Origin of the sequence: Hymenobacter sp. BT18, from assembly GCF_012273015.1 — a bacterium.
GTDB classification, from domain to species: Bacteria; Bacteroidota; Bacteroidia; order Cytophagales; family Hymenobacteraceae; genus Hymenobacter; species Hymenobacter lutimineralis.
On record NZ_CP050954.1, the window covers coordinates 4,359,684 to 4,384,006 of the forward strand.

Annotated in this window: 18 protein-coding genes and 3 tRNA genes; 10 read left to right on the forward strand and 11 right to left on the reverse strand. The window is 58.6% G+C overall.

The features are described from left to right. Positions 1–32: 32 nt before the first annotated feature. Entirely contained in the window at positions 33–1,331 is a 1,299-nt protein-coding gene (locus tag HER32_RS18680) for a sensor histidine kinase (protein WP_168682972.1), read from the forward strand. A 9-nt stretch (positions 1,332–1,340) separates the two neighbouring features. Here the strand turns inward: HER32_RS18680 and HER32_RS18685 are convergent, their stop codons facing one another. From HER32_RS18685 to HER32_RS18700, 4 genes are all read right to left on the reverse strand, one after another. Next, on the reverse strand, positions 1,341–2,789 hold the full coding sequence (locus tag HER32_RS18685) for a toxin-antitoxin system YwqK family antitoxin (RefSeq protein ID WP_168682973.1): 1,449 nt from the start codon (positions 2,787–2,789) through the stop codon (positions 1,341–1,343). A gap of 151 nt (positions 2,790–2,940) precedes the next feature. Next, the gene (locus HER32_RS18690) at positions 2,941–4,122 is read right to left on the reverse strand and encodes an acetyl-CoA C-acyltransferase (protein ID WP_149070656.1); all 1,182 of its coding nucleotides are present in this window, start codon (positions 4,120–4,122) and stop codon (positions 2,941–2,943) included. Between the two features lie 118 nt (positions 4,123–4,240). Continuing rightward, positions 4,241–5,206, reverse strand: a complete 966-nt coding sequence (locus tag HER32_RS18695) for a hypothetical protein (protein WP_168682974.1) — start codon at positions 5,204–5,206, stop codon at positions 4,241–4,243. Continuing rightward, positions 5,203–6,180 carry a VWA domain-containing protein gene (locus tag HER32_RS18700; protein WP_168682975.1) on the reverse strand — a complete coding sequence of 326 codons (978 nt, stop codon included), beginning with the start codon at positions 6,178–6,180 and terminating at the stop codon, positions 5,203–5,205. The genes HER32_RS18695 and HER32_RS18700 overlap by 4 nt, the downstream gene beginning before the upstream one ends. 141 nt (positions 6,181–6,321) lie before the next feature. Here HER32_RS18700 and HER32_RS18705 point away from each other — a divergent pair. The 4 genes from HER32_RS18705 (at position 6,322) to HER32_RS18720 (ending at position 7,639) form a co-directional block, all read left to right on the forward strand. Continuing rightward, positions 6,322–6,409 (forward strand) — tRNA-Ser (locus HER32_RS18705). A gap of 80 nt (positions 6,410–6,489) precedes the next feature. Beyond that, positions 6,490–6,563, forward strand: a tRNA-Pro gene (locus tag HER32_RS18710). Positions 6,564–6,617: 54 nt separating this feature from the next. After that, a tRNA-Arg gene (locus HER32_RS18715) sits at positions 6,618–6,691 on the forward strand. Between the two features lie 348 nt (positions 6,692–7,039). Beyond that, positions 7,040–7,639: a hypothetical protein gene (locus HER32_RS18720; RefSeq protein ID WP_168682976.1), complete on the forward strand. Its 600-nt coding sequence runs from the start codon at positions 7,040–7,042 to the stop codon at positions 7,637–7,639. A gap of 515 nt (positions 7,640–8,154) precedes the next feature. Here HER32_RS18720 and HER32_RS18725 read toward each other — a convergent pair. The 3 genes from HER32_RS18725 to HER32_RS18735 form a co-directional block, all read right to left on the reverse strand. After that, entirely contained in the window at positions 8,155–9,030 is an 876-nt protein-coding gene (locus HER32_RS18725) for a DNA/RNA non-specific endonuclease (protein WP_168682977.1), read from the reverse strand. A 36-nt stretch (positions 9,031–9,066) separates the two neighbouring features. Beyond that, positions 9,067–9,396 carry a hypothetical protein gene (locus tag HER32_RS18730; protein WP_149070675.1) on the reverse strand — a complete coding sequence of 110 codons (330 nt, stop codon included), beginning with the start codon at positions 9,394–9,396 and terminating at the stop codon, positions 9,067–9,069. A gap of 81 nt (positions 9,397–9,477) precedes the next feature. After that, complete coding sequence (locus tag HER32_RS18735; protein ID WP_168682978.1) at positions 9,478–9,747, reverse strand: hypothetical protein; 270 nt, start codon at positions 9,745–9,747, stop codon at positions 9,478–9,480. A 286-nt stretch (positions 9,748–10,033) separates the two neighbouring features. On the opposite strand from HER32_RS18735, the gene gyrB reads away from it, so the two are divergent. The 3 genes from gyrB (at position 10,034) to ppk1 (ending at position 14,887) form a co-directional block, all read left to right on the forward strand. Then, positions 10,034–12,010 carry a DNA topoisomerase (ATP-hydrolyzing) subunit B gene (gyrB, locus tag HER32_RS18740; RefSeq protein ID WP_168682979.1) on the forward strand — a complete coding sequence of 659 codons (1,977 nt, stop codon included), beginning with the start codon at positions 10,034–10,036 and terminating at the stop codon, positions 12,008–12,010. A gap of 156 nt (positions 12,011–12,166) precedes the next feature. Further along, on the forward strand, positions 12,167–12,556 hold the full coding sequence (locus HER32_RS18745) for a RidA family protein (RefSeq protein WP_168682980.1): 390 nt from the start codon (positions 12,167–12,169) through the stop codon (positions 12,554–12,556). 48 nt (positions 12,557–12,604) lie between these two features. Then, the gene (gene ppk1 / locus HER32_RS18750; RefSeq protein WP_168682981.1) at positions 12,605–14,887 is read left to right on the forward strand and encodes a polyphosphate kinase 1; all 2,283 of its coding nucleotides are present in this window, start codon (positions 12,605–12,607) and stop codon (positions 14,885–14,887) included. Between the two features lie 109 nt (positions 14,888–14,996). Here ppk1 and HER32_RS18755 read toward each other — a convergent pair whose 3' ends face one another. Then, entirely contained in the window at positions 14,997–15,989 is a 993-nt protein-coding gene (locus tag HER32_RS18755; protein ID WP_232066310.1) for a phosphatase, read from the reverse strand. A gap of 267 nt (positions 15,990–16,256) precedes the next feature. On the opposite strand from HER32_RS18755, the gene HER32_RS18760 reads away from it, so the two are divergent. Next, positions 16,257–16,697 carry a hypothetical protein gene (locus HER32_RS18760; RefSeq protein WP_168682982.1) on the forward strand — a complete coding sequence of 147 codons (441 nt, stop codon included), beginning with the start codon at positions 16,257–16,259 and terminating at the stop codon, positions 16,695–16,697. Between the two features lie 77 nt (positions 16,698–16,774). Here HER32_RS18760 and HER32_RS18765 read toward each other — a convergent pair whose 3' ends face one another. Next, entirely contained in the window at positions 16,775–20,470 is a 3,696-nt protein-coding gene (locus tag HER32_RS18765; protein WP_168682983.1) for a hypothetical protein, read from the reverse strand. 539 nt (positions 20,471–21,009) lie between these two features. Between HER32_RS18765 and HER32_RS18770 the strand changes: the two genes are divergently transcribed. After that, on the forward strand, positions 21,010–22,473 hold the full coding sequence (locus HER32_RS18770) for a carbohydrate-binding protein (protein WP_149072804.1): 1,464 nt from the start codon (positions 21,010–21,012) through the stop codon (positions 22,471–22,473). A gap of 81 nt (positions 22,474–22,554) precedes the next feature. Here HER32_RS18770 and HER32_RS18775 read toward each other — a convergent pair whose 3' ends face one another. Next, positions 22,555–23,250 (reverse strand): SIR2 family NAD-dependent protein deacylase, encoded by a 696-nt coding sequence (locus HER32_RS18775; protein WP_149072803.1) that lies wholly within the window; start codon positions 23,248–23,250, stop codon positions 22,555–22,557. Between the two features lie 82 nt (positions 23,251–23,332). Further along, positions 23,333–24,235, reverse strand: a complete 903-nt coding sequence (locus tag HER32_RS18780; protein WP_149072802.1) for a DUF4846 domain-containing protein — start codon at positions 24,233–24,235, stop codon at positions 23,333–23,335. Positions 24,236–24,323: the final 88 nt, after the last annotated feature.

The following is a 24,323-nucleotide window of genomic DNA, read 5'->3' on the forward strand; positions in this document are numbered from 1 at the left end:
GCTCGGCATGGCCTCTACTAACGTATTCCCGAATGACGCTGCGCCTAAAATTTCTGCTGTTTGCGGTACTGATTCATAGCCTGCTGCTGGTGCTGACCTGGCAGGTGTTGCGCCAGCATACGGTCTGGTTTATTGGGGCGGAGATGCTGCTGGTGGTGTCCATCATCCTCACCGTGCAGCTGTACCGGGATTTTGTGCGGCCATTTCAGCTGATTGCGGCCGGTACGGAGGCCATTCGGGCCAAGGATTTCTCTACCAAGTTTGTGCCCGTGCAGCAGCGCGAGATGGACCAACTGATTGACGTGTACAACCACATGATTGATGCGCTGCGTCAGGAACGCATCACCCAGCACGAAAAAAGCTTTCTGCTGGAACACCTTATTCAGGCCTCGCCGGCCGGTATTCTGCTCCTCGACTTTGAAGGACGAATTGAGTCGGTAAACCCGGCGGCAGCGCGGCTCCTGCAGCTGCCGGCCGCCACGCTGGTAGGCCAAGTGCCCGCTGCCCTGCCTGGCGACTGGGGCGTGGCCCTGGGTAGCCTGCAGCCAGACCAGCCTCAGGCCGTGCAGCTCTCGGGTATGCAGAGCTACCGGGCCCATGCCTCCCATTTTCTTGATCGGGGCTTCACGCGCTACTTTATCGTGCTGGAAGAGCTAACCCAGGACATCATCCGTCAGGAAAAGCAGGCCTACGAAAAGCTGATCCGGATGATGTCGCACGAGGTAAACAACTCTATCGGGGCCGTAAACTCTATTCTGCAGAGCTTCCACTACTACGCTCCCCAACTAGCCCAGGAAGACCGCGCCGACTTCACTGAGGCCTTGGACGTTTCCGTCACGCGCAGCACGCACCTGGCCAACTTCATTGCCAACTTTGCCCACCTAGTGCGCCTGCCGCCCCCGATACCGCGCACCGTGGATGTACACGAACTGCTGAAGTCAACCTGCCGGCTGCTGCAGGTGCAAAGTGAGAAACGGCGCATCCGCTGGCACTGGCAGCTCACGGAAGGCCCGCTGTATGTTTCCCTCGACACCCAGCAACTGGAGCAGGCCCTGCTCAATATCGGCAAAAACGCTCTGGAGGCCATTGGGGAAGATGGCAACGTGTGGGTGCGTACCACCGCTTCGCCGCCCACCGTCATCATCGAAAACGACGGCCCGGCAATTCCCCCGGAAGTGCAGCGCAACCTGTTTACGCCCTTCTACAGCACCAAGCGCGACGGTCAGGGCATTGGCCTCACCCTCATCCGCGACATTCTGCTCCAGCACGGGTTTGCCTTTTCGTTGCAAACGAATGCTACCGGCCGCACGGCGTTTACCATCCGGTTCTAGAGGCCTCGGTTACCGCCGTTTTACGGGTGCCTTGGGCTTGGTAGGGGCGGGGCTGCCTTCGGGTGCCACCTGCCCATTGCGGTAGGTTTTCGTCGACTGAATGGTTTTGCCGTCGGCGCCGAAGGTGGTCCAGGTGCCGGTTTCCCGGTCGTTGCGGAAGCTGCCGGTTACTTCCAAGGTACCATCTTCCCGCAGCTGGCGGTAGGGGCCGGTGCGTAGGCCCTTCACGTACGTCGTTTCAGCCTTCAGCTTGCCCGAAGGGTAGTACTCGGGGCTCAGGCCGGTGGCTTTGCCGTTCTCAAAAACTTTTTTGCGCTGCACGGTGCCCGAGGGAAAGTATGTGAGCTGCTCGCCGGCGAGGCGGCCATTCAGGTAGGTTTCCTGCAGCTGCACTTGCTTGGTATCGGGAAAGTAAGTGCGCCAAAGGCTGTTGGGCTGGCCATTTTTGTAGAGCTGCTCGGCCTGCACGGCGCCGGCCGGGGTGAAGAGCGTTATTTTCCGGTCGCGGGCCTGGTTGCTGTATTCCGTTTTGCGCTCTACTTTCCCCGTTTCGTAGAAATCTTCCTGCGTACCCTGGAGTGTGCCCTGGCGGTACTGCTGGGTGCTTTTGAGGGCGCCGCTTTCGTAGTAGGTTTTCACTGGCCCATCGAGGTTGCTGGTGCCGCCGGCCAGCTTTTTGGCCTGGGCGGTCAAGTCATCGGCCAGCGGGTTCTTAATAGCGCGGCCTACCAGCGTGGCGGGGGCGTAGTTGCCCTCGGTGCGCAGCTTGCCCGAGCGGTAGTAGCTGCGGTACGTGCCGTGCCCGGTGCGGTCGGCCTGCACGTCGGTTTCCAGCTGGCCGTTGTCGTAGTAAGTCTTGTAGGGGCCAGCCAGCAGGCCTTTGCTCATCGTTGCCTCACTTTGGAGCTGGCCGTTTTCGTAATAGGTTTTCATGGGGCCATTGGCCTGCCCATTCAGGTAGGTAATTTCCACCTTGGTTTTGCCGGAGGGATACAGCTCGCGCACGGCGCCGGCCGGCTGGCCGTTGGTAAGCGTGGTTTCCAGCTTTACTTCCCCGTTCTGGTGGAAATAGCGGAGCGTCCCCGTGGGCTGGTCGTTTTCGTAGCTGCCTTCCTGGGCGGGCTTGCCATTAGGGTAATAGGTCTTGAAAGTGCCCTGGCGCACGCCTTGTCGGTAGGTGACTTCGAGCCGCCGTGCGCCGTCGGGGTGAAACTCCACATAGGCCGAGTCGCGCTTGCCGGCGGCGTAGCGCGTCTGGGCTTCCAGCTTGCCGGAGCGGTAAAACCGCTTATAGGGGCCCTCCATCACGGTGTCGCGCCCCACCAGGGCCGAAAACACTTCCCGTTTCTGGGTATTAGTTGAGTCGAAATAGGTGGTTAGCCGCCGTAGCTTCTGGCCCTGGGCCGAAGTAACCGTAGCAAGCACGAGCAGGGCAGAGGCAAAGACAAAGGATTTCATAGCTGCAAGAACGAGGGAAATACCAAAGTATTTTTGGCAGTTGTGTTGCCGAACCATAAAACAAAAGCCCTGCCGCAATGCGCAGCAGGGCTTTAACCGAGCAAATCGTCCACAAGATCCGCGAAATCCGCCCGAATCCGTGGTTTTGCTGTTAGAGCTTTTCTACCACAATGCTGCTGGCGCCACCGCCACCGTTGCAGATACCCGTCACGCCGATTTTACCGCCTTCGTTCTGCAATACGTTCACGAGGGTCGTCACAATGCGTGCTCCCGAAGCCCCCAGCGGGTGGCCCAGGCTTACGGCTCCGCCGTACACGTTCACTTTGGTTCCTTCCAGGTTCAGCAGCTTGTTGTTGGCCAGCGAAACTACCGAAAAAGCCTCGTTGATTTCGTAAAAATCAACTTCTGAAGCCTCTACCCCCGCATTTTTCAGCGCCTTGGGAATGGCCAGCGACGGAGTAGTGGTGAACCATTCGGGAGCCTGCTCGGCATCAGCAAACCCCCGGATGCGCGCCAGGGGCTTTACGCCTAGCTCTTCGGCCTTCTCGCGGCTCATCAGCAGTACGGCCGCAGCGCCATCATTAAGGGTAGAGGCGTTGGCGGCCGTCACCGTGCCTTCTTTGGTGAAGGCTGGCTTCAGGCCCGCAAACTTGGCAAAGTCTACCTTGGTGTATTCCTCGTCGTCGCTGATGATGGTTTCCTTGCCGCGCACCGTAATGGTCACGGGCACAATCTCATCCTTTTTCTTGCCGGCCTTGGCTGCCTCAGCGCTCCGCTCGTAGCTCTGGCGGGCAAAAGCGTCCTGCTCTTCGCGGCTGATGCCGTAGTGCGCTGCCGTGGCATCAGCTGCGTTGCCCATGGCGTAATCGTGGTACGGGTCCCAGAGGCCGTCCCGCACTAAGCCGTCAATCATCTGACCGTGCCCGTATTTAGCTCCGAAACGCGCTTTATCCAGGTAGTAAGGCACGTTCGACATGCTTTCCATGCCGCCGGCCAACACTACGTCGGCCTGGCCCAGCATAATGGCCTGGGCGCCCATCATAATGGCTTTGGTACCGGAGGCACACACTTTATTCACGGTGGTGCATTCTACGGTATCGGGCAAACCGGCTTTCTTGGAAGCCTGCCGCGCCGGGGCCTGACCCAGGTTGGCCGAAATAACGTTGCCCATAATAACCTGCTGCACGTGCTGACCGTCGACGCCGGCTTTTTCGAGGGCACCTTTTAGGGCAATAGCCCCCAATTCGGTGGCCGACAACGAGGCCAGGCTACCGCCAAATGAGCCGATGGGCGTGCGCACGGCGGCCACAATTACCACTTCTTTGATTTGCATGATGTTGATTGGGTGGGGTTGGGGAAAGAAGGAAAGCAGTTGACTTTCCGGGATAAAAGTACGCACCTGCGTCGTACCCGCAACGGGCGCCTGATGAACAACGCCCGCGAGTAAAAGATTACCAGGCGGGTTTGGAGGACGCTGACCGGCGCGGCGCTTTCCGAGGAAGCTGCTGCAGGTACTGTTGCTCCGCCGCCCGCAAGGCCTCTAGCAGCTGCTGGGCCTGGGCCGGGGTAAGCTGCATTTGCTGGAGTCGGGCGCGTTGCGTTTGCAAGGCGGCAGCGTCGGGAGCGGCATTCTCCGAGCCGGCTTGGCGGCTGCCCGCCGGCGCGTCGGATCCACTGTCAACGGTAGGGTCACCCAGGCCGCGCACAGAGCCGGGCTGGCGGCCCTGAGCTACCTGCTGTTCCTGGCCCTGGCCCGGCGTAAAGGCCGTCTGGTCCTGCCCGCCGGGGCCGCCGGTTTGGTTGGGGCTTTGCTGGCCCCGCGCATCAGGGCGGGCTTGCGGCGGCTGGCGCTGGTTTTGCCGGGTCGGGTCATTCAGCGCCCCGCTTTGCTGATTGCCTTGCTGGGTTTTGGGCTGCGGAGTGGTTTCCTGCGGGCCCGTCTGTTCCCTGGGTTCGTCGGGTAAAGCATCTTCGGGCTCGGGGCGCCGGTTTAAATAGCGCAGAACCGCCTCATAGTTGTAGCGGGCCGCCGCGTTTTTGGGGTTGTCCACTAGGGCCTGACGCAGAAAACGGGCCGCCAGGGCGTAGTCCCGGCGTTGGCCGGCGAGTAGGCCCAACTGTTGCTGCGCCACACTGCGCATGGGTAGGTTGCGGCTGGTGAGCAGTCGGCTGTAGTAGGTACGGGCCAGCCCGGGCTGCTGGGCCTGCCAGGCGGCGTGGGCGGCATTAAGCAAAACCGGCTCCTCTGGCCGTTTCATAGTTGCCAACGCCTCCCGGTACCAGCGCAGGGCTGCTCCATACTGGCGTTTCTGGTAGGCCTGGGCGCCGGCCTGTACGGCCTCGTTGCGGGTGTGGATGCCCGTTAATCCGCCCCACAGGGAAACCAGAAAAAGAAGGATGAGCAGGCCGCTTTTCATGGTCGGATTACGCGTACAGTGAGCAGGATATCAAGCAGCAGCAGCCCCAGGGCCGCCAGCAACGGGTAACGGTAGCGGTTATCTGCTACGGCTACGGTGCGCACCTGCTCGGTTCTTCCTTCTACGCGGTTAAGGGCCTGCACAAGCTGCGGAAATTCGTTCCGCTGAGCCGTCAGCTCAAAATACTGCCCGCTCGATTGGCTGGCCAGCCGACGAAGCACGCTGGGTTCCAGCCGGGTGAGGGCGTCCCGGCCTTTGGCATCGCGCAGGTAACCTCCTGTTGCCAGCGGAATGCGGCTACCTTCGCTCGTGCCCACGCCTACGGTGAAGAGTTGAACGCCGGCCCTGGAGACTTCGCGCAGAACGGGTTCGAGGTTCTCGCCAAAATCTTCCCCGTCGCTGATCAGCACCATGGCCAGCGCCCGGGGCGAAGCGTCGCCGGCTGGAACGGCCGTGAGCCGCTTCAGAGCCAGCTCCAGCGGGGGAGCCAGATCGGTAGTGCCCTGGGGGACCAGTGAGGTCTGCAGGGAGTTCAGGAACAGCTGCAGCGCACCCTGGTCGTAAGTGAGCGGGCACTGTACATAGGCTTCTGCCCCAAAGACGATGAGCCCGATGCGGTCGGCCTGAAAGCGGCTGGCCAAGCGAATCAGTTCCCCCCGCACTTTTTGCAGGCGGGTCGGCGCCACGTCGGGGGCATCCATAGAACGGGAAACGTCTACCAGCAGCCACACGTCCTTGCCGGCGGTGCGCACCGCTTGCTGCCGCACCCCGTAGGCCGGACCTAGGAAAGCAACAAGCAGCAGCGAAAAATAAATCAGGCGCAGCGGCAGCTTCCACGCCAGGCGCCAACCCCGCTGTCCGAAGGGGCCAGCCAGCCGCCGAGTCCGCAGAATATAGCCCACGTACAGCAGCACGAACAGGCTGACAGCCACCACCTCTGCCCAGTTCCACGGGTATACCCAGCTGATTTTCATGCGTGCCGTTCGTGTGCCATGCAGGCAAATATAACACCGCCTGCGCACCGCGGCGAGGAAAGAATTTTTTAGGAAAGCGTTGATTTCTGCGTGCTGGTTGTATATTTGCGCACTCTTCGGCCGGAAGAGTACTCGTCATCAGGAGAGATGGGTGAGTGGCTGAAACCAGTAGTTTGCTAAACTGCCGTAGCTCTAAAGGCTACCGGGGGTTCGAATCCCCCTCTCTCCGCTGTTTTCAAAATGAGGAATGAAGAATTATGGGAGAAGCGTTGCTTTCGAGTTCCCGGTTCTTCATTCTTCATTGTTTTTCGGGGTGTAGCGTAGCCCGGTATCGCGCCTGCTTTGGGAGCAGGAGGCCGCAGGTTCGAATCCTGCCACCCCGACGTTCGATGTAAAAGCCGTTTGCCCTCCATATGGGTGGGCGGCTTTTGTGTTCTGACCCCGTAGCTCAGCTGGATAGAGCAGCTGCCTTCTAAGCAGCCGGTCATTGGTTCGAATCCAATCGGGGCCACGTTCGTTATCAGTCACTTAGCTTAATAGCTGGGTGACTTTTTTGTTGGTGGGTTATACAAGAAACTCCTTTGTCGTCTGTTTAAAGATATGAAATAGGTTTTTCGTTTCGGCTGCAAACCGTTGGAAAGCGCACCGGTGGCTGAAGCTAGTCAAACGACTGACCCTGATAGGGAAACGATTCACTGGTTGTTTTTTTGGCGGACATAGGCGTGAACTTGCTGGTGATGGGTGATTTTCCAGGTGGTGCAAATTCAACCCATCAAGTTTCAAGCATGGTGAGTGGAGGTACGCTCATGGCGCTAAATCAGTAGTTTTCGCCTCTTCTCGTTCATTCAAACTGGTTTGTATGCGCTTTCATCTTGGTTCTTCGCTGTGGGTTAGCTTGGTTGTAGTCATTTCGGGTTGTAAGAAGGGGTGTGACACTGATGCCGTACCCCAGTACCCCTTGACGGACGGCCAACGTGCCTGGTCTGTCCCGTATTCCAAAGATGCCGTGCTCCGGTTCCGCAATGCCAGTACGGGCTACGTGCGCAGCTACCGCGTCACTACTGCCGAAAACAAGATGGATGGGGTAAGTTCGAGGTATCAGGTTTGCCCACAGTACTACCGGGAGTATAGCTGGCACCTACTCGAACGCAGTGATTCTACGGGCAACAGTGAGAACAAGGAGCTGAAATTCTGGGTATCCACTGCTGGTCCCACCCGGGTTCAGGCGACCTTCGCAATTGGATCGACGACGGTGGAAGTGCCCCTACAGGAAATTGAAGACGAAACCCAGATACTTTCACCCGCCACCTTCGCAGGTCACACCTACCCGGCGGTGTGGGGAGGCACCTCCAGTACCCTCTCTTCTGGGTCCCAGGTGGTGGTCATGCTCTACTTGACTAAGGCCGATGGGCTGATCCGGTTCGAGGAGCGCGGTGGGATGGTCTGGGAACGGCTATAGTCAATCCTCCGCCATATCTCCACTACTTGAAGCTGAGGGACCCCCAAGGAATTATGGCCTTTGTGATGTGAACGAGGTTTCCCTTGTCGGCGGGGAGTCGTTGGAAAATGCTGTACATCCTCAAGGGTGCTTCGCCGGTTTTAGGTAATTCAAATCGTGCGCAGACGCCGCAATTCCCTGTCGCCCACATAGAGCCCGCCCGGATTGTCGTATGCCGGCCGGGTTCATTTCTCACAGGATGATTTAGCTCAGGTACCAGATGGGACTACGACCCTCTATGGCGGCCTGTACCTGCTGTGTTAAGTCCAGCACATTTACCTATCGGCAAAACTTGGAACGGGTCAACCATACCTGGCCGTGGCCGGTCTTTGATTTGGATCCAAACGAGGCCCCGACCACAGATTCCGTTGCACTTTGTGCGTGCAGAAGGCTGTACTCTAGCAATGCGTGGAACAGGAAAATATTCCCAGAAGGATAGTTGCTTTGCAAGCCACAGTTGCAGAATGTAGCTAATACTAATTCACTGGCCCAGCGTCAACTTTTGCTTCCACTGCCGCCTGCGCAGCAGGGGGTACAGCCGAAAGCAGATCGAGGCCCGTGGCGGCTTCAATGGCATCCACGCTGGTGCGGTACTGTCCCCAGGCTCGGCTCAGGCCGTTGTCGTTGGGTGTATCCACGGCAATAAGGCGGGTAGATGCGCTGACGCGGGCGGCGTCGTTGTTGCCCACAGGCAGCACCACAATCACCTTCCATACGCGCTTGGGCACCGTCACGCGACCATTATCCAGGGTCGTTACCAAACCGTTCGACCCGGTTCCGCCCTTGCCGTAGCTGCCCATGATGACGTAGAGCTCATTCCCGGCGCGCACCAGTGTGCGGCAGTAGTTCTCCAGGTCGGCCCAGGTTTGCTGGTTGTTGTTGGGCGCCTGCGGAATCATGTTGGTCATCAGAAACGTGGCCGAGTTATCGGCCACGGAGCTGGTACGGTCGGCCGAGGGGCAGTTGTGGCCCCGGTCGAAGCCCGAGCCCGAGTAGCTGGAGCCTTGCACCTGATACCAGCCGGCCGGTAGCGTATTATCGGCGCGGAAGTCGTCCTGGCGGTCGGCTGAGCCCAGCCAGGAAGCGGCGATGCGCCAGCTCACCCAATTGGGAATGCCCCGGTCGCGGTGGTAACTCAGTGCATACTGGGGCTTTACCAGCAGGTAATTGGTGGGCTGGCCGACGTCGGCCGTAGCCCCGCTGGGGTTGCCCATCGTCATCATGTTGTCGTCGTCAATGGCTGTGCCACCAGGAGGCGTGGGGGCTGGGTCGTAGGGTTCCTTAATGCAGCCGGTAAGCAGGAGGGACGCGGCCAGCCAGCAGCTCGCAACAGTTTGCGCACGGTATGTCATGCTGCAAAGATACCGCACCGCTTGCGTTCGAGAAGGTTACTTCACCATCAGGCTCTTAACCTGACCGTTTTGCTTCGTCACCTCAAAGGCCGCCTTATCAGGCATTCGGCCAGCCCAGTCGGTGCGGGGCACCAGCACCTGCCACTGCGTACCTGCATCTACCACGCTGGCCGAATCAAGCTGGTAAAGTGCGGCGTTTGGCTGCCCGGTTACAAAGCGAGCCACGGCCGCCCGGGCGTCGGCCTCGGTTTGGGCGGAGGCCGCAACGGTTGCGGTAGCAGTTGCCGTTGGGGTGTCGGCGGTGGGCTGCTGGCAGTTGCTCAGGAATGCGGGGCCGATTAGGGCAAGCAGAAAAAAGTAGCGCATCAACGAAAAGCAGACCGCGTGACAGTCCGCAGCCCAAAAGCTGAAAACCACCACGCGGCCCGGAAAAAGAAGGTGAAAAGCTTAATTCAGGTACACTTCCGCCGCAATTTCAAAGCGGTGGGGGCTAAAGGCGTTGAAGTACGGGGCATTGCCCTCAAAGCCCAGCACGTGGACCAACTCCAAGCCCTCTACCTTGCTGGGAACCAGCCGGACGGGGTAAATTTTGCCTTCTTCCGGCCAGTCGCCCATATGGTTGGCGGGACGGTTGGAGGCGTCGATGCAATAGGCGTAGTGCAGCACGGGCTCCGTGCGCGTAGCCTCGCTTAGCGTAAGGTTGGCAACTTCAGGCATAGAACTACAAAACAGAAGTTTTCAAAATTGGTTCGGGCGGCTACCCGCATTGGTTCTACGCGTGCCGGGCAGCAAGGTAGACAAGCTACTAAAAAGGCCTGAATATTTGCTTGAATGGCCAGCCTGAAGCCGGTAAAAAAAGGTGCAATGAGTCAAGCAAATAGAGGGGCTTTGAAATGGAAAAATACCTGGCCGAAAGCTGCCAAAACCGCACAGAAACTGGCAAAAACCAGATAAAATAGGTATCTTTGTGGATACCTAAATCAGGCTGAATTAACTGCGTCACATGAGTGAAACACAAGAGATAATCGGTACCTCGGACTACTCCGCGGATAGCATTCAGGTGCTCGAAGGCCTCGAAGCCGTGCGCAAGCGTCCCTCCATGTACATCGGCGACACTGGCGTGAAAGGTCTGCACCATCTGGTGTGGGAGGTAGTCGATAACTCCATTGATGAAGCCCTGGCCGGACAGTGCGACCGGATTGAGGTGACCATTCACCCCGGCAACGCCATTTCGGTGCAGGATAACGGCCGCGGCATTCCCGTTGGCATCAACCAAAAGTTTGGCAAATCGGCCCTCGAAATAGCCCTCACCGTGCTCCACGCCGGTGGCAAATTCGATAAGAATAGCTACAAAACCTCGGGCGGCCTGCACGGGGTGGGCGTGAGCTGCGTGAATGCACTCAGCACCCACACCCACGTCACGGTAAAGCGCGACGGGCATGTGTACGAGCAGGAGTACACCATTGGCGTACCCCAATACGATGTGCGCGAGATTGGCGACACCACCGAGCGAGGTACCCTGGTGTGGTTCCAGCCCGACCCCACTATCTTCGATGAAACGCTCGTGTACTCCTACGAGCGGATTGCCACGCGCCTGCGGGAGCTGGCTTACCTCAACCGCGGTATCCGCATCGTCCTCACCGACCTGCGCACACCCGCCGATGGGGGCGAAGAGCAGCGCGACGAGTTCTACTCCCAGGGCGGCGTAGCTGAGTACGTGCAGTACCTCGACAACAGCCGCACCGTACTCATGACCAAGCCCGTGTACGTGGCGACGGATCGGGGTATTCCGGTGGAAGTGGCGTTTCAGTACAACGACTCGTACCAGGAGCACATCTACTCCTACGTCAACAACATCAACACCCACGAGGGTGGGACGCACGTGGCGGGCTTCCGCTCGGCCATTACCCGGGTGCTGAAGGCTTATGCTGAGAAGTCGGGGGAGGTAGCCAAGGCCAAAATCGAAATTCAGGGCGACGACTTCCGCGAAGGCCTTACGGCGGTTATTTCGGTGAAGGTAGCGGAGCCGAAGTTTGAAGGTCAGACCAAGGGCAAACTGGGTAACTCCGAAGTAAGCGGGGCCGTGAACCAGGTAGTAGGCGAAATCCTAAATCAGTACCTGGAGGAAAACCCCAAGGAGGCCCGCGTTATCGTGGAAAAGGTGATTCTGGCCGCCAAGGCCCGGGTAGCCGCCAAGAAAGCCCGCGAGATGGTGCAGCGTAAAACCGTGCTGGGCTCTAATTCCCTGCCCGGCAAGCTCGCCGACTGCTCGGAGTCGGATCCGGCTATCTGCGAGCTGTACCTGGTGGAAGGGGACTCGGCCGGTGGCACGGCCAAGCAGGGGCGCAACCGCGCGTTCCAGGCTATTCTGCCGCTGCGGGGTAAAATCCTGAACGTGGAGAAGGCGCAGGAACACCGCATCTATGAAAACGAGGAAATCCGCAATATGATTACGGCCCTCGGCGTGAGCTTCGAGAAGAAGACCGACGAGGATGATGGCAGCACTTCCCGCTCCCTGAACCTGGATAAGCTGCGCTACCACAAAATCGTCATCATGACCGATGCCGACATCGACGGCTCCCACATTCGTACGCTGATTCTGACGTTCTTCTTCCGCTACATGCCGGAGCTGATTGAAAAAGGCTACATCTACATTGCGCTGCCGCCTTTGTATCTGGTGAAGCGGGGCAAAGAGGAGCGCTACTGCTGGACCGAGGACGACCGGATGCGCGCTCAGGAAGAACTGGGCCGCGGCCGCCCCGAAACCGTGAACGTGCAGCGTTACAAGGGTCTGGGCGAGATGAACGCCGAGCAGCTCTGGACCACGACCATGCAGCCGGCCACCCGCTCGCTCAAGCGCGTAGACGTAGACTCGGGCGTTGAAGCCGACCACCTGTTCTCCATGCTCATGGGCGACGAAGTAGCTCCCCGCCGGGACTTTATCGAGAAAAACGCCAAATACGCGAAAGTCGACGTATAAGCGTTTAACCAAAAAGGCCCGCCGCAAGCGGGCCTTTTTGTTGGGCATGCCGAACATTTGCTCACGAGAATTTTCCCAATGTAGCCACCGATGCGGGCTGGGCTTTACCTCACGGGAGGGGCCCTCCCACCCGGCTGCCAAGCAAGCGCAACGCAGATGAGACAGAACATTTCTTCCGGCGCCCCCTGGGAAGCCATTGTGGGCTACTCGCGGGCCGTGCGCGTGGGCAACGTAATAGAAGTAGCCGGCACCACCGCCCAGGACGGTGACACCGTGGCCGGGGGCGACGCCTACCGACAAACGGTGCGCATTCTGGAAAAAATAGGAGCCGCACTGGCGCAGGCTGGGGCTACATTCGCGGATGTGGTGCGTACCCGCATCTACGTCACGGATATTTCGCAGTGGGAAGCCGTGGGAAAAGCCCATGGGGAAGTATTTGGCCACATTCGTCCGGTTACCTCCATGGTGGAAGTGCGGGCCCTGATTGATGACCGGCTGCTGGTCGAAATCGAAGCCACGGCCATCATATCTTCGGCAAAAGGCTAGCTTCCCGGCCTGCGTCCTGCGTATCTTACCCTGGATTTTACCTCCGCTATGAAACTTTTCAAATCCGCCGACCTCATTCGGAAAAGCAAATACATCAGCCGCGACCTGAGTTGGCTGCGCTTCAACTACCGCGTGCTCGACCAGGCCAAGGACGCCAGCAAATCCTTGTTCGACCGGCTGCGCTTTCTGAGCATCACTAGCTCCAACCTCGATGAGTTTTTCATGATTCGGGTGGGCTCCCTCTATAACTACATCGACTACGGCAAGGAGCGGGTAGATTACTCGGGCCTGCGGGAGCTGCCTTTTCGGCGCAAGCTCCTCGATTTTGCGCACCGCTTCATCAACGACCAGTCGCTGACGTACCACTACGAGCTGAAGCCGCTGTTTGAGCGCAATGGCTTCAACATCCTGCGCATGGAGGAGCTTACGGAGCTGGAGCTGAAGAAAGCGGAGGGCTACTTCAAGCACACGGTGTTTCCGCTGCTCACGCCCATGGTCTACGACTCCTACCACGGCTTCCCTCTGATGATGAACCAGATGCTCATCTTTGGGGTGGTGACGCGCACTGGCGTGGATACCGAGGCGGAAAAAGGGCAGGAGCGTCTCACCTTCGTGCAGATTCCGCAGAACCTGTCGCGGTTTTTCGAGCTTACCCGCAAGGATAAAGTCATCTTCATTCCGATTGAGGAAATCGTACGGGCCAATCTGCCCAAGCTTTTCCGCAACATTGAAATTGTCTCGGCCAACCTGTTCCGCATCACCCGCAACGGCGACTTCACGCTGGAAGAATCGGAGGACATTGACGTAGACTTTATCAAGGAAATCCAGGTAGGGCTGAAAACGCGCAAAAAAGGCCGCGTGGTGCGCCTGGAAGTAGAGCAGGACGCCTCCGTGGTGCTGATGAACGTGCTGAAGGACCGGTGGAAGATTGATAACGGCAACGTGTTCGTTATCAACTCCCTGCTGGATATGCGCGGGCTGACGCAGATTTTGCGCCACCCCAATTTCCGCGGCAAAGGCTCCAAAATGCCTTCTCCCGTTACGCCGCCTTCCCTGCCCGACGGGGCCGAAGACCATTTATTCGAATACCTGAAGCACCACGACGTGCTGCTGCATCACCCGTACAATTCCATCGAGCCCGTGGTGCGGCTGCTGGAGCAGGCAGCCGAAGACCCCCACGTACTGGGCATCAAGCAAACCATTTACCGCCTGGCCGACGACTCACGGGTGACGGCCGCCTTGCTGAAAGCCGCTGAAAACGGCAAGCACGTATCGGTATTGTTTGAGGTGAAGGCCCGCTTTGATGAGGAGCGTAACATCCGGGAAGGTTCGCGGCTGGAAAAGGCGGGCTGCTTTGTCATCTACGGCGTGGGCAAGTACAAGACCCACACCAAGATGCTGATGATCATCCGCAAGGAAGGGGAGAAGGTGACGCGCTACGTGCACATTGGCTCGGGTAACTACAACGAGCAGACCTCCCGCCTCTACACCGATGTGAGCCTGCTCACTACCAATGACGTGTATGGGCACGACGTGTCGGAGTTTTTCAACGTCATCACCGGCCACTCCCAGCCCGACGGTTACGAGTACCTGATTACGGCGCCCAAAGACATGCGCCAGCAGCTGATTCACCTCATCCGGGAAGAAGCCAAAAACGCCAAGAAGGGTTTGCCCAGCGGCATCATCATGAAGATGAACTCCCTGGAAGACAAGGAGGTCATTGACGAGTTTTACAAAGCCTCGAAGGCCGGCGTGCCCGTGCGGCTAATTGTGCGGGGCATCTGCTGCCTGCGTCCCGGCCGACCCGGGCTCAGCGACAATATCGAGGTGCGCAGCATTGTGGGCGAATACCTAGAGCACGCACGCTTGTTCTACTTCCATCAGGCCGGGCAGCCGGAAGTATACGCCGGCTCCGCCGACGTGATGGTGCGCTCCTTCGACCGGCGCATTGAAGCCTTGTTCCGCATCGTGAACCCCCAGCTCACGCGTGAGGCTATCAACATTTTGTACTTCAACCTGAAGGACAACCAGAATACCTACGTGATGCGCGAGGATGGCGCCTATGTGCGCCGCCAGCCCGGGCCCGAGGAAACGGCCTTCAACGTGCACAAGGAGTTCTACCAGAAAAACTACGCTGTCGTCGCCGAGAATGTGCTCTACCAGGAGTACCTGGCTACCCTGGCGGCCTCCCAGCCGGTGCTGGAAGAAATATCTGCTGTGGTGCTGGCCGCCGAAGAAGAAGCGGAGGAGCAGCCCTCCGACTTCTGCACCCCCGTAGATACCGGTGAAGACGAAACGGAGGTTCCCATTTCGATAGTGCAGGAAGGGTAAGGAAGTCGTTGCTAAAACCAGATTGGCTTGGTACGAAAAAGCCTCGGCTGACAAGCTGAGGCTTTTTCGTTAGGTAGCAGCTGGCCGTGCGACCATGAGCTGTAAGGCTTTACTCTACATCCGTGGGGCGGCTTTGCACGGTGAGTTGGGGGCTGCCGGGCTTGTGGTTGTCCTTGGGCCGAAATTCCTCGAAGTGGTCCTCAAACAGCGCCTGGAGCATGCCGTCCTTCAAGCCAATGTCGGGTACAATCATGGAGTGAATGTTGGCCCACTGCATGGCCGAGAGGTAGATGTGGCCGGCTGGCACAATGACGTCGGCGCGGTCGGGGTTGAGCATGGCCACGTTCACGCGCTCATCCATGCTCAGGCTGGTGAGGTGGTCAAGGATGGTGGCAATCCGGGCCCGGGTAACGGGCTTGTCCAACTGGGGCTGGGCCAGGCTGTAGAGCTTGTTGATGTTGCCGCCGGTGCCGATGGCGCGGGTGACGTGGTAACGGCGGCCATTTTCCGTCACCCAGTCTTCCATGCGCTGCCAGGTTTCGCGCATGGCTTCGGTGCTGAGACCAGCTTCTTCCTGCTGCATGCGCCGGATGGAGCCCACCTCAAACGACTGCGAGGCCACTTTGCGCCGGTCATGGTAGATATTGAACTCGGTGCTGCCCCCGCCCACATCAATGTGGAGGTAGTGTTTTTTGTCTTCGAGCAGGTGCTCAATTACGCGGTTGATGTAGGCCGCTTCGGCCTGCCCGTCAATTACCTGCACCGTCATGCCTAGCTCCTGCTGAATGCGGGCCGCTACCTCCTGGCCGTTTTCGGCGGTGCGCATGGCCGAGGTGGCGCACACCAAGTAGTGGTTGGGGGCCACATCGTGTACCTCCATGAGTAGGCGCAGGGCGTGCAGGAACTTGATGAACTTGTCCTGCTTTTTCTCCGAAATCCGGCCGGTGGCAAACACATCCTCGCCCAGGCGCAGGGGGTAGCGCACGTACTCCACCCGCTTCAGCCGGTACCGCTCGCCGTAGTGGAGTACCGCCGAAATCTGGCAGCGCACCGCATTAGATCCAATATCGATGGCAGCCAGTTTCAGCAGAGGATATTCCATAGGAGTTGGTAAGGCGGAGGAAAGGCGTTTAGAACAAATATAGCCGTTTACCCCAACCCAGCCGGTTATTACGCTACTATTTAGGCCAAAGAAAAGGCCCTACATTTTGTAGAGCCTTACCTGCAATCATAGTGGTATAGCTCACTGGTTGACACCAGCGTACCTCGTGTTACCCGAGAGGCTTATCATTGAGCAGCATTTGCTTGCGTTTCTTTGAGAAGGTTCCTTTGTTTCCTTTCAAACTCTGAGCGTGTGCTATAAGCTTCTATGATGTTCAAGTTACTTGTTGTGGCCATGAGTTTGGTGCTGACTGCCTGCGTATACGACCCTCCTAAATCATCCGTCCAGCTACACAACTATTCTGATCAAACGGCAACACTGGAGTTATACTTTGACACAACGGCCTACAAGAGCCATTGGAATAAGCACGATTTTCGGTTATTTCTAACAGATAATTTAGGTTTTTCCCACCCTGGGCCTACAACTAGGCTGGTGTATGTCGACACTGTAAACTTAATGCAACGGTATTTTATCCCGGCCAGATCAACCTATTCTATTAGTGGCTGGGGTGATAGGGATGAACCGGTGCTTTACCGCAAAATGAGGGTGATAACCCAAACCGATACGGTGGAATATGCCAACGTAGAACAAATAAAAAAAGCATCTACTAGGGCCAATGCATACGACAACCAACTCGAAATTCGCTGATGTATTTAGTAGAATAGTGCGCATCCAATGTACGCTGGAAACAGCTCAGCTCAGAGTAGACCATATCAACCTCGATATTACTGGTCTATCCTGAACCCAACGCCGAACTGCAGCAAAGCACTTTCCTCCTCGGAGGTCTGGTAAGAAACCGACAAAGCCAGTTGCTCCGAAACCGGGGCAATGTAGAAGCCGCCGCCATAGCCCGCGTGCCAGCCCGTCGGCGAGTCGCCGCGGTAGTACACGCGGCCTTGGTCGTAGAAGCCGAACACGCCGTAGTAGAAGGGCAGGATGGAGTTCTTGCTTTTGCCCAGGGCCAGACGCAGCTCGGTATTCAGATAGGCGCTGGCGTCGCCGGTGAAGCGGTTGCGCACGTAGCCACGCAGTCCCTCGCGCAAACCCAGGTTGGTGTATTTGTAGAAGGGAATCTGGTTACGGTCGCCGTAGTTTTTGGCGCCGCCCACTTTCACCACCAGCGTGGCCGGAATGAGGATGCGGGCCGTGCCGTAAAACTCCCCGAAAGCCTGGGTGAGGCCAAAGTTGGCTTTAGCCTGATTAAGCTGGCGGTAAGAGTCGTGCTGGGCCCGCAGGCGCACCCCACGCCGGGCAAAGCTCTGCCGGTCGCGCAAATCCAGGTCCAGCACGGCGTTCAAACCCACCAGCCGCTGAAACTGGGTGTTGGGCCGCAGGTCGTTGGGAATGGGGTTGGGATTTTCAGTGCCCAGCAGGGAGTTGGCCGTGAAGTTAGACTTGTAATGCTCGTAGCTGGGGCCAATCCGGAAGAGGCTGCGCTGCAGGAAGGTGCGCTCCAGAAAGGCGTTGGCCGTATAGCCTTTGTAGCGGGCTTTGTAGAAGTTGTCGTTGTAGAGGTCGTCGTCCTTGGTTGTTTGGTTGCCAAGGCCGAAGAAGTTGTAGTACTGGAAGTAGTTGCCGTACTCGGTGCGCAGTCCAATGTCCCACTTCTTGATGGCATAGCGGTAGCGCGAGTTCAGCGACACCTGAAAATTGCCGTTGGTAGAGCCCTGAATGTCGATACCGTACAGGTTCTTGAAGCCGGGCTTACGGAAACCCTGGTGTACAATGTCGAAGCCCGCACCGGCCCCGAATCCGTCGCTCTGGTTGAAGATGAGCGTGGCGCGCGGGTTGTAGCCGTCGTACTCGAACTGCTCCCGGTCGTAGCGGTTTACTTCAAGCTTGGAAGAGGTGCGGTTGTCGGTTTCCTTGCTCAGCTTCAGCTCGGTATCGGGTACATCGTATACTTTCGTCAGGGCCCGCAGGCCCGCCACGGCAGATTCATCAGCAATCCGGTCTTTGCCATCCCCGCCAATGATGCGCAGCAGGACGCTGTGCCTGGCCTGACCCGTAACGGTGAAAATGTCATCGTCGCCGAGGCCGTAGAGGCTTACTTCGTCGGTTTCCTTGCGCTTGAAGGTGCGGTCGAATAGCGGCTCACCCTCGGGCTGGTCGATACCCTTGGCCTTGTCGAACATGCGCACGCGCAGGTTGCCGTCGGGTAGGCGCTCTGCCTGGAACACCTCACTCTTGTTGGAGCCTACTACATCTACGCGCTTAGCCAGCATGAAGTAATATTCGTCCAGCGCCTTCGGCAGCTCCTGAATACGGGCTTTCAGCTTGCGGTTAATTTCCTGCCCCGACAGCGCCTGGATTTCCTGGGGGAACTGAGCCGTGGCCTGGTCGATGGCGGCGGGGGTAATCTGCTGCTGCAGGTATTTTCCTATTTCCTGCCACTGCTCGCGCGTAAGCGACTGGAGCAGGAACCTATCCAGGTGGCGGGCCGGCCAGTTCAGGCTTTCCATGTCGTGAAACTCACTCTGGAAGTCTTCGATGCTGGGCACGGCCCACTCACGGTTGGCCGTCCAGGTCAGGAGCCCGTTCCAGAGCGTAAACGACTGGTCCCGGTCGCGCGGAATGGGCTTGTAGATGGTGGTGTTGCCTTGCTTGTAGCCGGCCCACTTCCAGTTGTCCTCGTGTTTGCCAAAGTCGGCCACCAGCATGTCGAAGGCCCGAGCCTTGCCCAGAGCTAGGGCGTCCACGCGGTTGTCGTGGTCCTTATAGAGCTGGCGGAAAAAGCTGAACGAGCGGCGCACATCATCGGCCCCGCCAAAACCGGGCAGGTTAGGCTTGGGGTCCACGGGTCGGTCTTCCAAAGTCCCCAGCAAGCCGGCGTACTGGTCGCGGTAGGGGCCGAGCTGCTGGTTATCGGGCAGCACAAACAGGCGCGGCCGGGCATGCAGGATATCCGTCTGATCGAGCAAAGACGATACAGCCAGCGCCGAGTAGGGGTGGGCCGTGGGCGTGATGTCGCGCAGTACGTCGGCGGCAATGGAGTTGCGCAGCTCGGGGGGCAGAATCTTGGTTACATCCTTGTCTACTGAGCGGAACACGTATTCCGAGGAGTCGGCAGCAATGAGCTTAAGCGAAGTAGTCTGGCGTCCGCCGCCGCGCCCGAAGGGGCGTAAACCTCCTTTATCGGTAGCCAAGTCGAGCGTAGGCACTTGCACCGGCTGCGTCCAAGACGTGCGGTAAAGAGGACCCAGGAAAAACCGCTTGCCCGGGCCGCCCTTGTACTGTGGGCCGGGCGTTACAGTAGTGGTAGCCACAAAAGGCACGTCGGGTTTGGCATCGGCTACCCCGCGTGGGGCCGTAGGGCACTCCGGAATAAAGGCATTGACGGGCACGCCCGGCAAGCGCGGCTCCTGGCAGGCACTCTGGAACAGCGTACCCGTGTAGGATTCCTTTACCGCGTCGGTAGTACCTTGGAAGGTATAGAAAGCCGCTTTTACCGTGCCATCCTCGTAGTATTCGAGCTTGGAAAAGCCTTCTTCCGCTTTATTATATAGTGACTTGGCATTGGCACCCACGTGCTGCTTTTCGGTAAAGGAGCCAGCCACCAAGTGGTAGTTGCCAGCCACTGGGGTGAGCTGCAGACTATAATCGTGGGCGGCGGCGAACACCACGCCGGGGTTTTCCTGGAGCGTATTCAGCAGCTCCTTGCGAAAGTTCTGGTAGGCGGGGTTAGCCATGTCGCGCGGGGAGCCCACGTTCTGGCGATAAGCCGTGTAGAACGAGCCCACCAGCGGGGGCAGAAAGTGACGCAGCACCGGCATATGCCCCCCATAGATGCCATTGCTGACGACGGGTTGATGACCTACCAGCAGCACGTTTTTGCCCTTGGTGTCGTCCAGAATATCCTGCAGCTGCTCCCGGAACTCCTCCTGGGTCATGGTTTTGCAGTCGGTATCGGGGGCCTCGGGCCGGTCGTAGGGGTGGGTCCACCAGGGCGAGTTTATGGCGACCAGGCGCACGTTGGGCGCAACATCCACCACCTCGGGGCCAGGGCAGCCGCCGGTGGGCACAAAGGCGTTCTGGCCGGGCAGGCGCTTTTCAATGTATTCTTCCAGGCGGCGCACGCGCTTGAGGCCGTCGGGGCCGGAGTTGGCCCAGTCCTTATCACCGGGTACGAAGTACAGCTTGCCGTTGGGCAGGCCAGTGAGCAGGTTGATGAGCGCGTCTGCCCGGGCTTTCTGGCCAGCGGCGCTGCTGTCCTGCTTACCCGCCAGGCCTTCATTGCCCACGATATCCCCAAGGTGAACAACGGTAAATGGGCCGGTTTGCTGCTCCAGGGTGCGCCGCAACGCTTGCAGATGGGCAGGTGTGGGGGCAGTTGTAGCGGTGTTGCCGAGCAGAAAAACGGTGTGGGAAGGTGATACTTGCGCCTTGGCTGCCCCCACTGCTGTCAGAAGAGCAGCAGCCAAAAGCCAGGAATAGTGTTTTCGCATAAAGCAGGTAAGAAAGCCAGTAGTAGGAGCCTTACTTACGCAGAAAGCTGAACAGGGATAAGCCAGGATTAAGATTTCTTAATCCAAGTCAGCCAAGGCGACCCAAACCCCGAGCCTGAGCGCAGTATTCTTTCCTGGGAGCAACAGGAAGTAATGAGAAGGGAACTAGCCTGAAGGGGGAGGGTAATTGGCTATGTCATAACAATAGGGCGAAGATTTTGCTGAAACCTAAATTATAGGCGTATAAAATCTTGGTTTTTTGCTTGTTTTTTAACCGCAGTGGTTGTGCCCACCCGCTAGCTTACTGGTGAAGTGCTTAGGTGGAAAGTGAACCGCCCGGCGTGTGATGTAAGTGTGCACAAGGCTGGAAAAGGTCCTGTTGTTGATAGCAAAGGCCTTTTTGCTGAGGTTGTGTTTCCGCCGCAACCGCCGAATATTGCCTCAGTTGGCACCCTGTTTCCCGGGGCTGACAACCCGCTTCTCTCGCTCTTCCTCCTTTCCACAACCCCACCAGTATGAAGAAACTCTTTACCACTCTCTGTGGTGCCTTGGCTTTGGCCGGCGCCACCCACGTAGCGCAGGCGCAAACCTACCAACAGGTCTGGGCCGATGAATTCAACGGCAGTATCAGCTCCAATTGGGTATTTGAAACCGGCGGCGGCGGCTGGGGCAACAACGAAAAACAGTATTACCAGCGCGCCAACGCCACCGTCAACGGCACGGACCTGATGATTACCGCCCGCAAAGAAAATGTGGGCGGCATGCCCTATACCTCGGCCCGGATGAAAACGCAGGGCCTCAAGCAGTTCACCTACGGCAAGATAGAAGCCCGCATGAAGCTGCCCCTGGGGCAGGGCCTGTGGCCGGCTTTCTGGATGCTGGGCGCCAACATCGGGCAGGTTGGCTGGCCCGCCTGCGGCGAAATCGACGTAATGGAGCACATCAACTCCGAAACCAAAGTGTACGGGACAGTGCACTGGGACAGCAACGGCCACGCTGAGTACGGCGGCAACATCGTAACCTCGCCCCAGAACTACCACGTGTATACGGTAGAGTGGGAGCCCACCTACATCCGCTGGTTTGTGGATGGCGTGAAGTACCACGAAATCAACATTTCCGGTAATGCCGGGGGCACCGAGGAGTTCCAGCGGCCCTTCTTCCTGCTGCTGAACCTGGCCGTAGCCGGCAACTGGCCCGGGCAGACGGTAGACGAAAGCAAGCTGCCCGCCACCATGTACGTTGACTACGTGCGAGTATATCAAAAGACAAGCACCCCGACTACTTCCAGCATTACGCTGCAGGCAGAAAGCTACTCCGCCATGAATGGTGTGCAGGTAGAGGCCTGCTCAGAAGGTGGCCAAAATGTGGGCTACATTGATGCTGGCGACTGGATGGCCTACAACAACGTCAACTTCCCGACCTCCGGCTCCTACCTGCTGGAGTACCGGGTGGCCAGCCCAAGCGGCAGTACCTTGTCTTCGGACTTAAACGCCGGAGCTATTCAGCTGGGCAACGTAGCCATTCCGGCCACGGGCGGCTGGCAAAACTGGACCACAGTTTCCAAAACGGTAAACGTCAACGCGGGTACGTATAACTTCGGGGTATTTGCCCAGGGCGGCGGCTGGAACCTTAACTGGATTCGCATTACCAAAGTAAATGCGCTGGCCCGCCCCGGCGGTACCACGCTGGGTACGGCTACCGACGCCAAAGCCAAAACAGCTAGCGGCCCGTTCGCAGTAGATGTCTATCCAAACCCTTTGCCCGCCGGCCGCACCCTGCAACTGCGCCTGAGCGGCCACGACGCCAAAATTCCAGTAGGCGTACGTATCACCAGCATGAGCGGGCAGGAAATGCTCCAGCGCACCACGTTTGCCAATGGGGAACTGCAGCTTGACTGCCAGTCGCTCAAAAGCGGCCTCTACCTGCTGCGCGTGACCAGTGGAGAGTCTACGCAAGTGCAAAAGCTGGTAATCCAGTAGCGCACCAAGTATTCGACCTAAAGCAAAAGGCCCCACCGCAACGTTGCGGTGGGGCTTTCATTTGTAGGTACTTAATAAGAATCAGCTTGCGGTGCGCATCAGCTCAGCCGCTACTTTGGGGACGCCGGTAGTGCCGGGCTCGGTAATGAAATGCAAGTCGGGGCGGGAGGCTACCGGGGGGCGGCTGGGGTCAATGATGTAGATGGGCGTACCCGGCCGCACAAAGTCGACAAGGCCCGCTGCCGGGTACACCTGCAGCGAAGTGCCCACCACCAGAAAAAAGTCGGCAGTGGCGGCTTCCTGCACGGCGCGCTCCATCAAGGGAACGGCCTCGCCGAACCATACAATATTGGGCCGCAGCTGGTGACCTTTTTCGCACAGGTCGCCCAGTTCAATCCGGTCCGAAGCCATGGGATACACCAGCTGCTCAAAGTAAGAGCTGCGCGACTCAAACAGCTGGCCGTGCAAGTGAATCACGCGCGATGAGCCGGCCCGCTCGTGCAGGTCGTCTACGTTCTGCGTGACGATAACCACCTCAAAGTCCTGCTCCAGTGCGGCCAGAGCGAGGTGGCCGGCATTGGGTTGGGCAGCCCGGGCCGCGGCCCGCCGCTGGTTGTAGAATTCCAGCACCAGCTCGGGGTTTCGGGCCCAGGCTTCGGGGGTGGCTACGTCCTCAATTCGGTGTCCTTCCCACAGTCCATCGGAGCCTCGGAAGGTAGCCAGGCCGCTTTCAGCCGATATTCCTGCCCCAGTCAGGGCTACGATTTTCTTTTTCATAAGTACCCAAATGAATAGCTTCAGCTAGTTATACCCCGACGCCGGCACGGTGGTTTAGCCAGCCGTGGCTAACCTGGAGCCGCTACTCAAAACGGCCTAATTCCTCCCGATCAAACGTCCATTCCGGGGTGCTTACTTTGCGGGCAGCCGGGTCAAGCAGAAACCAGGCGCCCAGGCCCGTGTTGTCCCATCTATTTTCAAGCACGTGCATTTGTTGAGCGGGCATGTAGCTCTGCGCCAGCAATGCCACCCGACGTCCCGTGCTGGGTTGTACGGCCACATCCAGCACCAGCACCGCATGGCCCGGCGAGCCGCCGTGGATGAGCACGTCGCCGGGCTGCACCTGGGCCAGGGGAGTAGTCCGCAGCTCCCGGCTCAGCGACAGGGTACCGGCGTAAGTAAAAATCTGGTCGAGGTAGCGGCGCAGGCTGGTGTGCGTGGGGGCCTCAGCGGGGCGCGGGGCAGGCTGCACAGCATCCCCTGCCACGCGGAAGCCCGTACCGGAATACCAATCCTGGAAACGAATATCGTCGCCGCTGGTGAGGTGGAAGTGAATCTGGTCGGGCTGCCGGCTGAACTGGTACTCGGCGCGCAGCCGGATAACGGCGTCGGCGCACTGCTGCAGGTCTTGCTTGCCCACGTCCAGATCCAATACGGCAGCGTGCACGTCCTGGCGGTTTTTCAACTGGCCGTTGTGCAGCTTTACCAGTGGCTTCCCGGGCAACAGCGGCAAATGCCGCAGCCAGGCGCCGAAAGTACCGGGCGCAACCGTTACGCGTTGATACCCCTGGGGAGGAGCAAAACGTGCACCCAGGGTCTGGCTAGGGTTGTAGCGGCCGGCTTCCAGCCAGGCATAATCCTGGGCTTTGCCGGCACTGGGCACCGGACGCGCTTGTTCACCCCGGGCAGTGTCCGCCGTTCCTGTCGATTCTGCTGGGAAGCCGGTGCAACCGAGCAGCAACACCAGTAGTAGCGCTGATTTCATAGCTGGAGAAATAGGATGAGTAGGTTATTACAACGGGCCTATCGGCTACATATTTTCCGCAGCTCGCAAGAAAAAAGCCCCGATACCA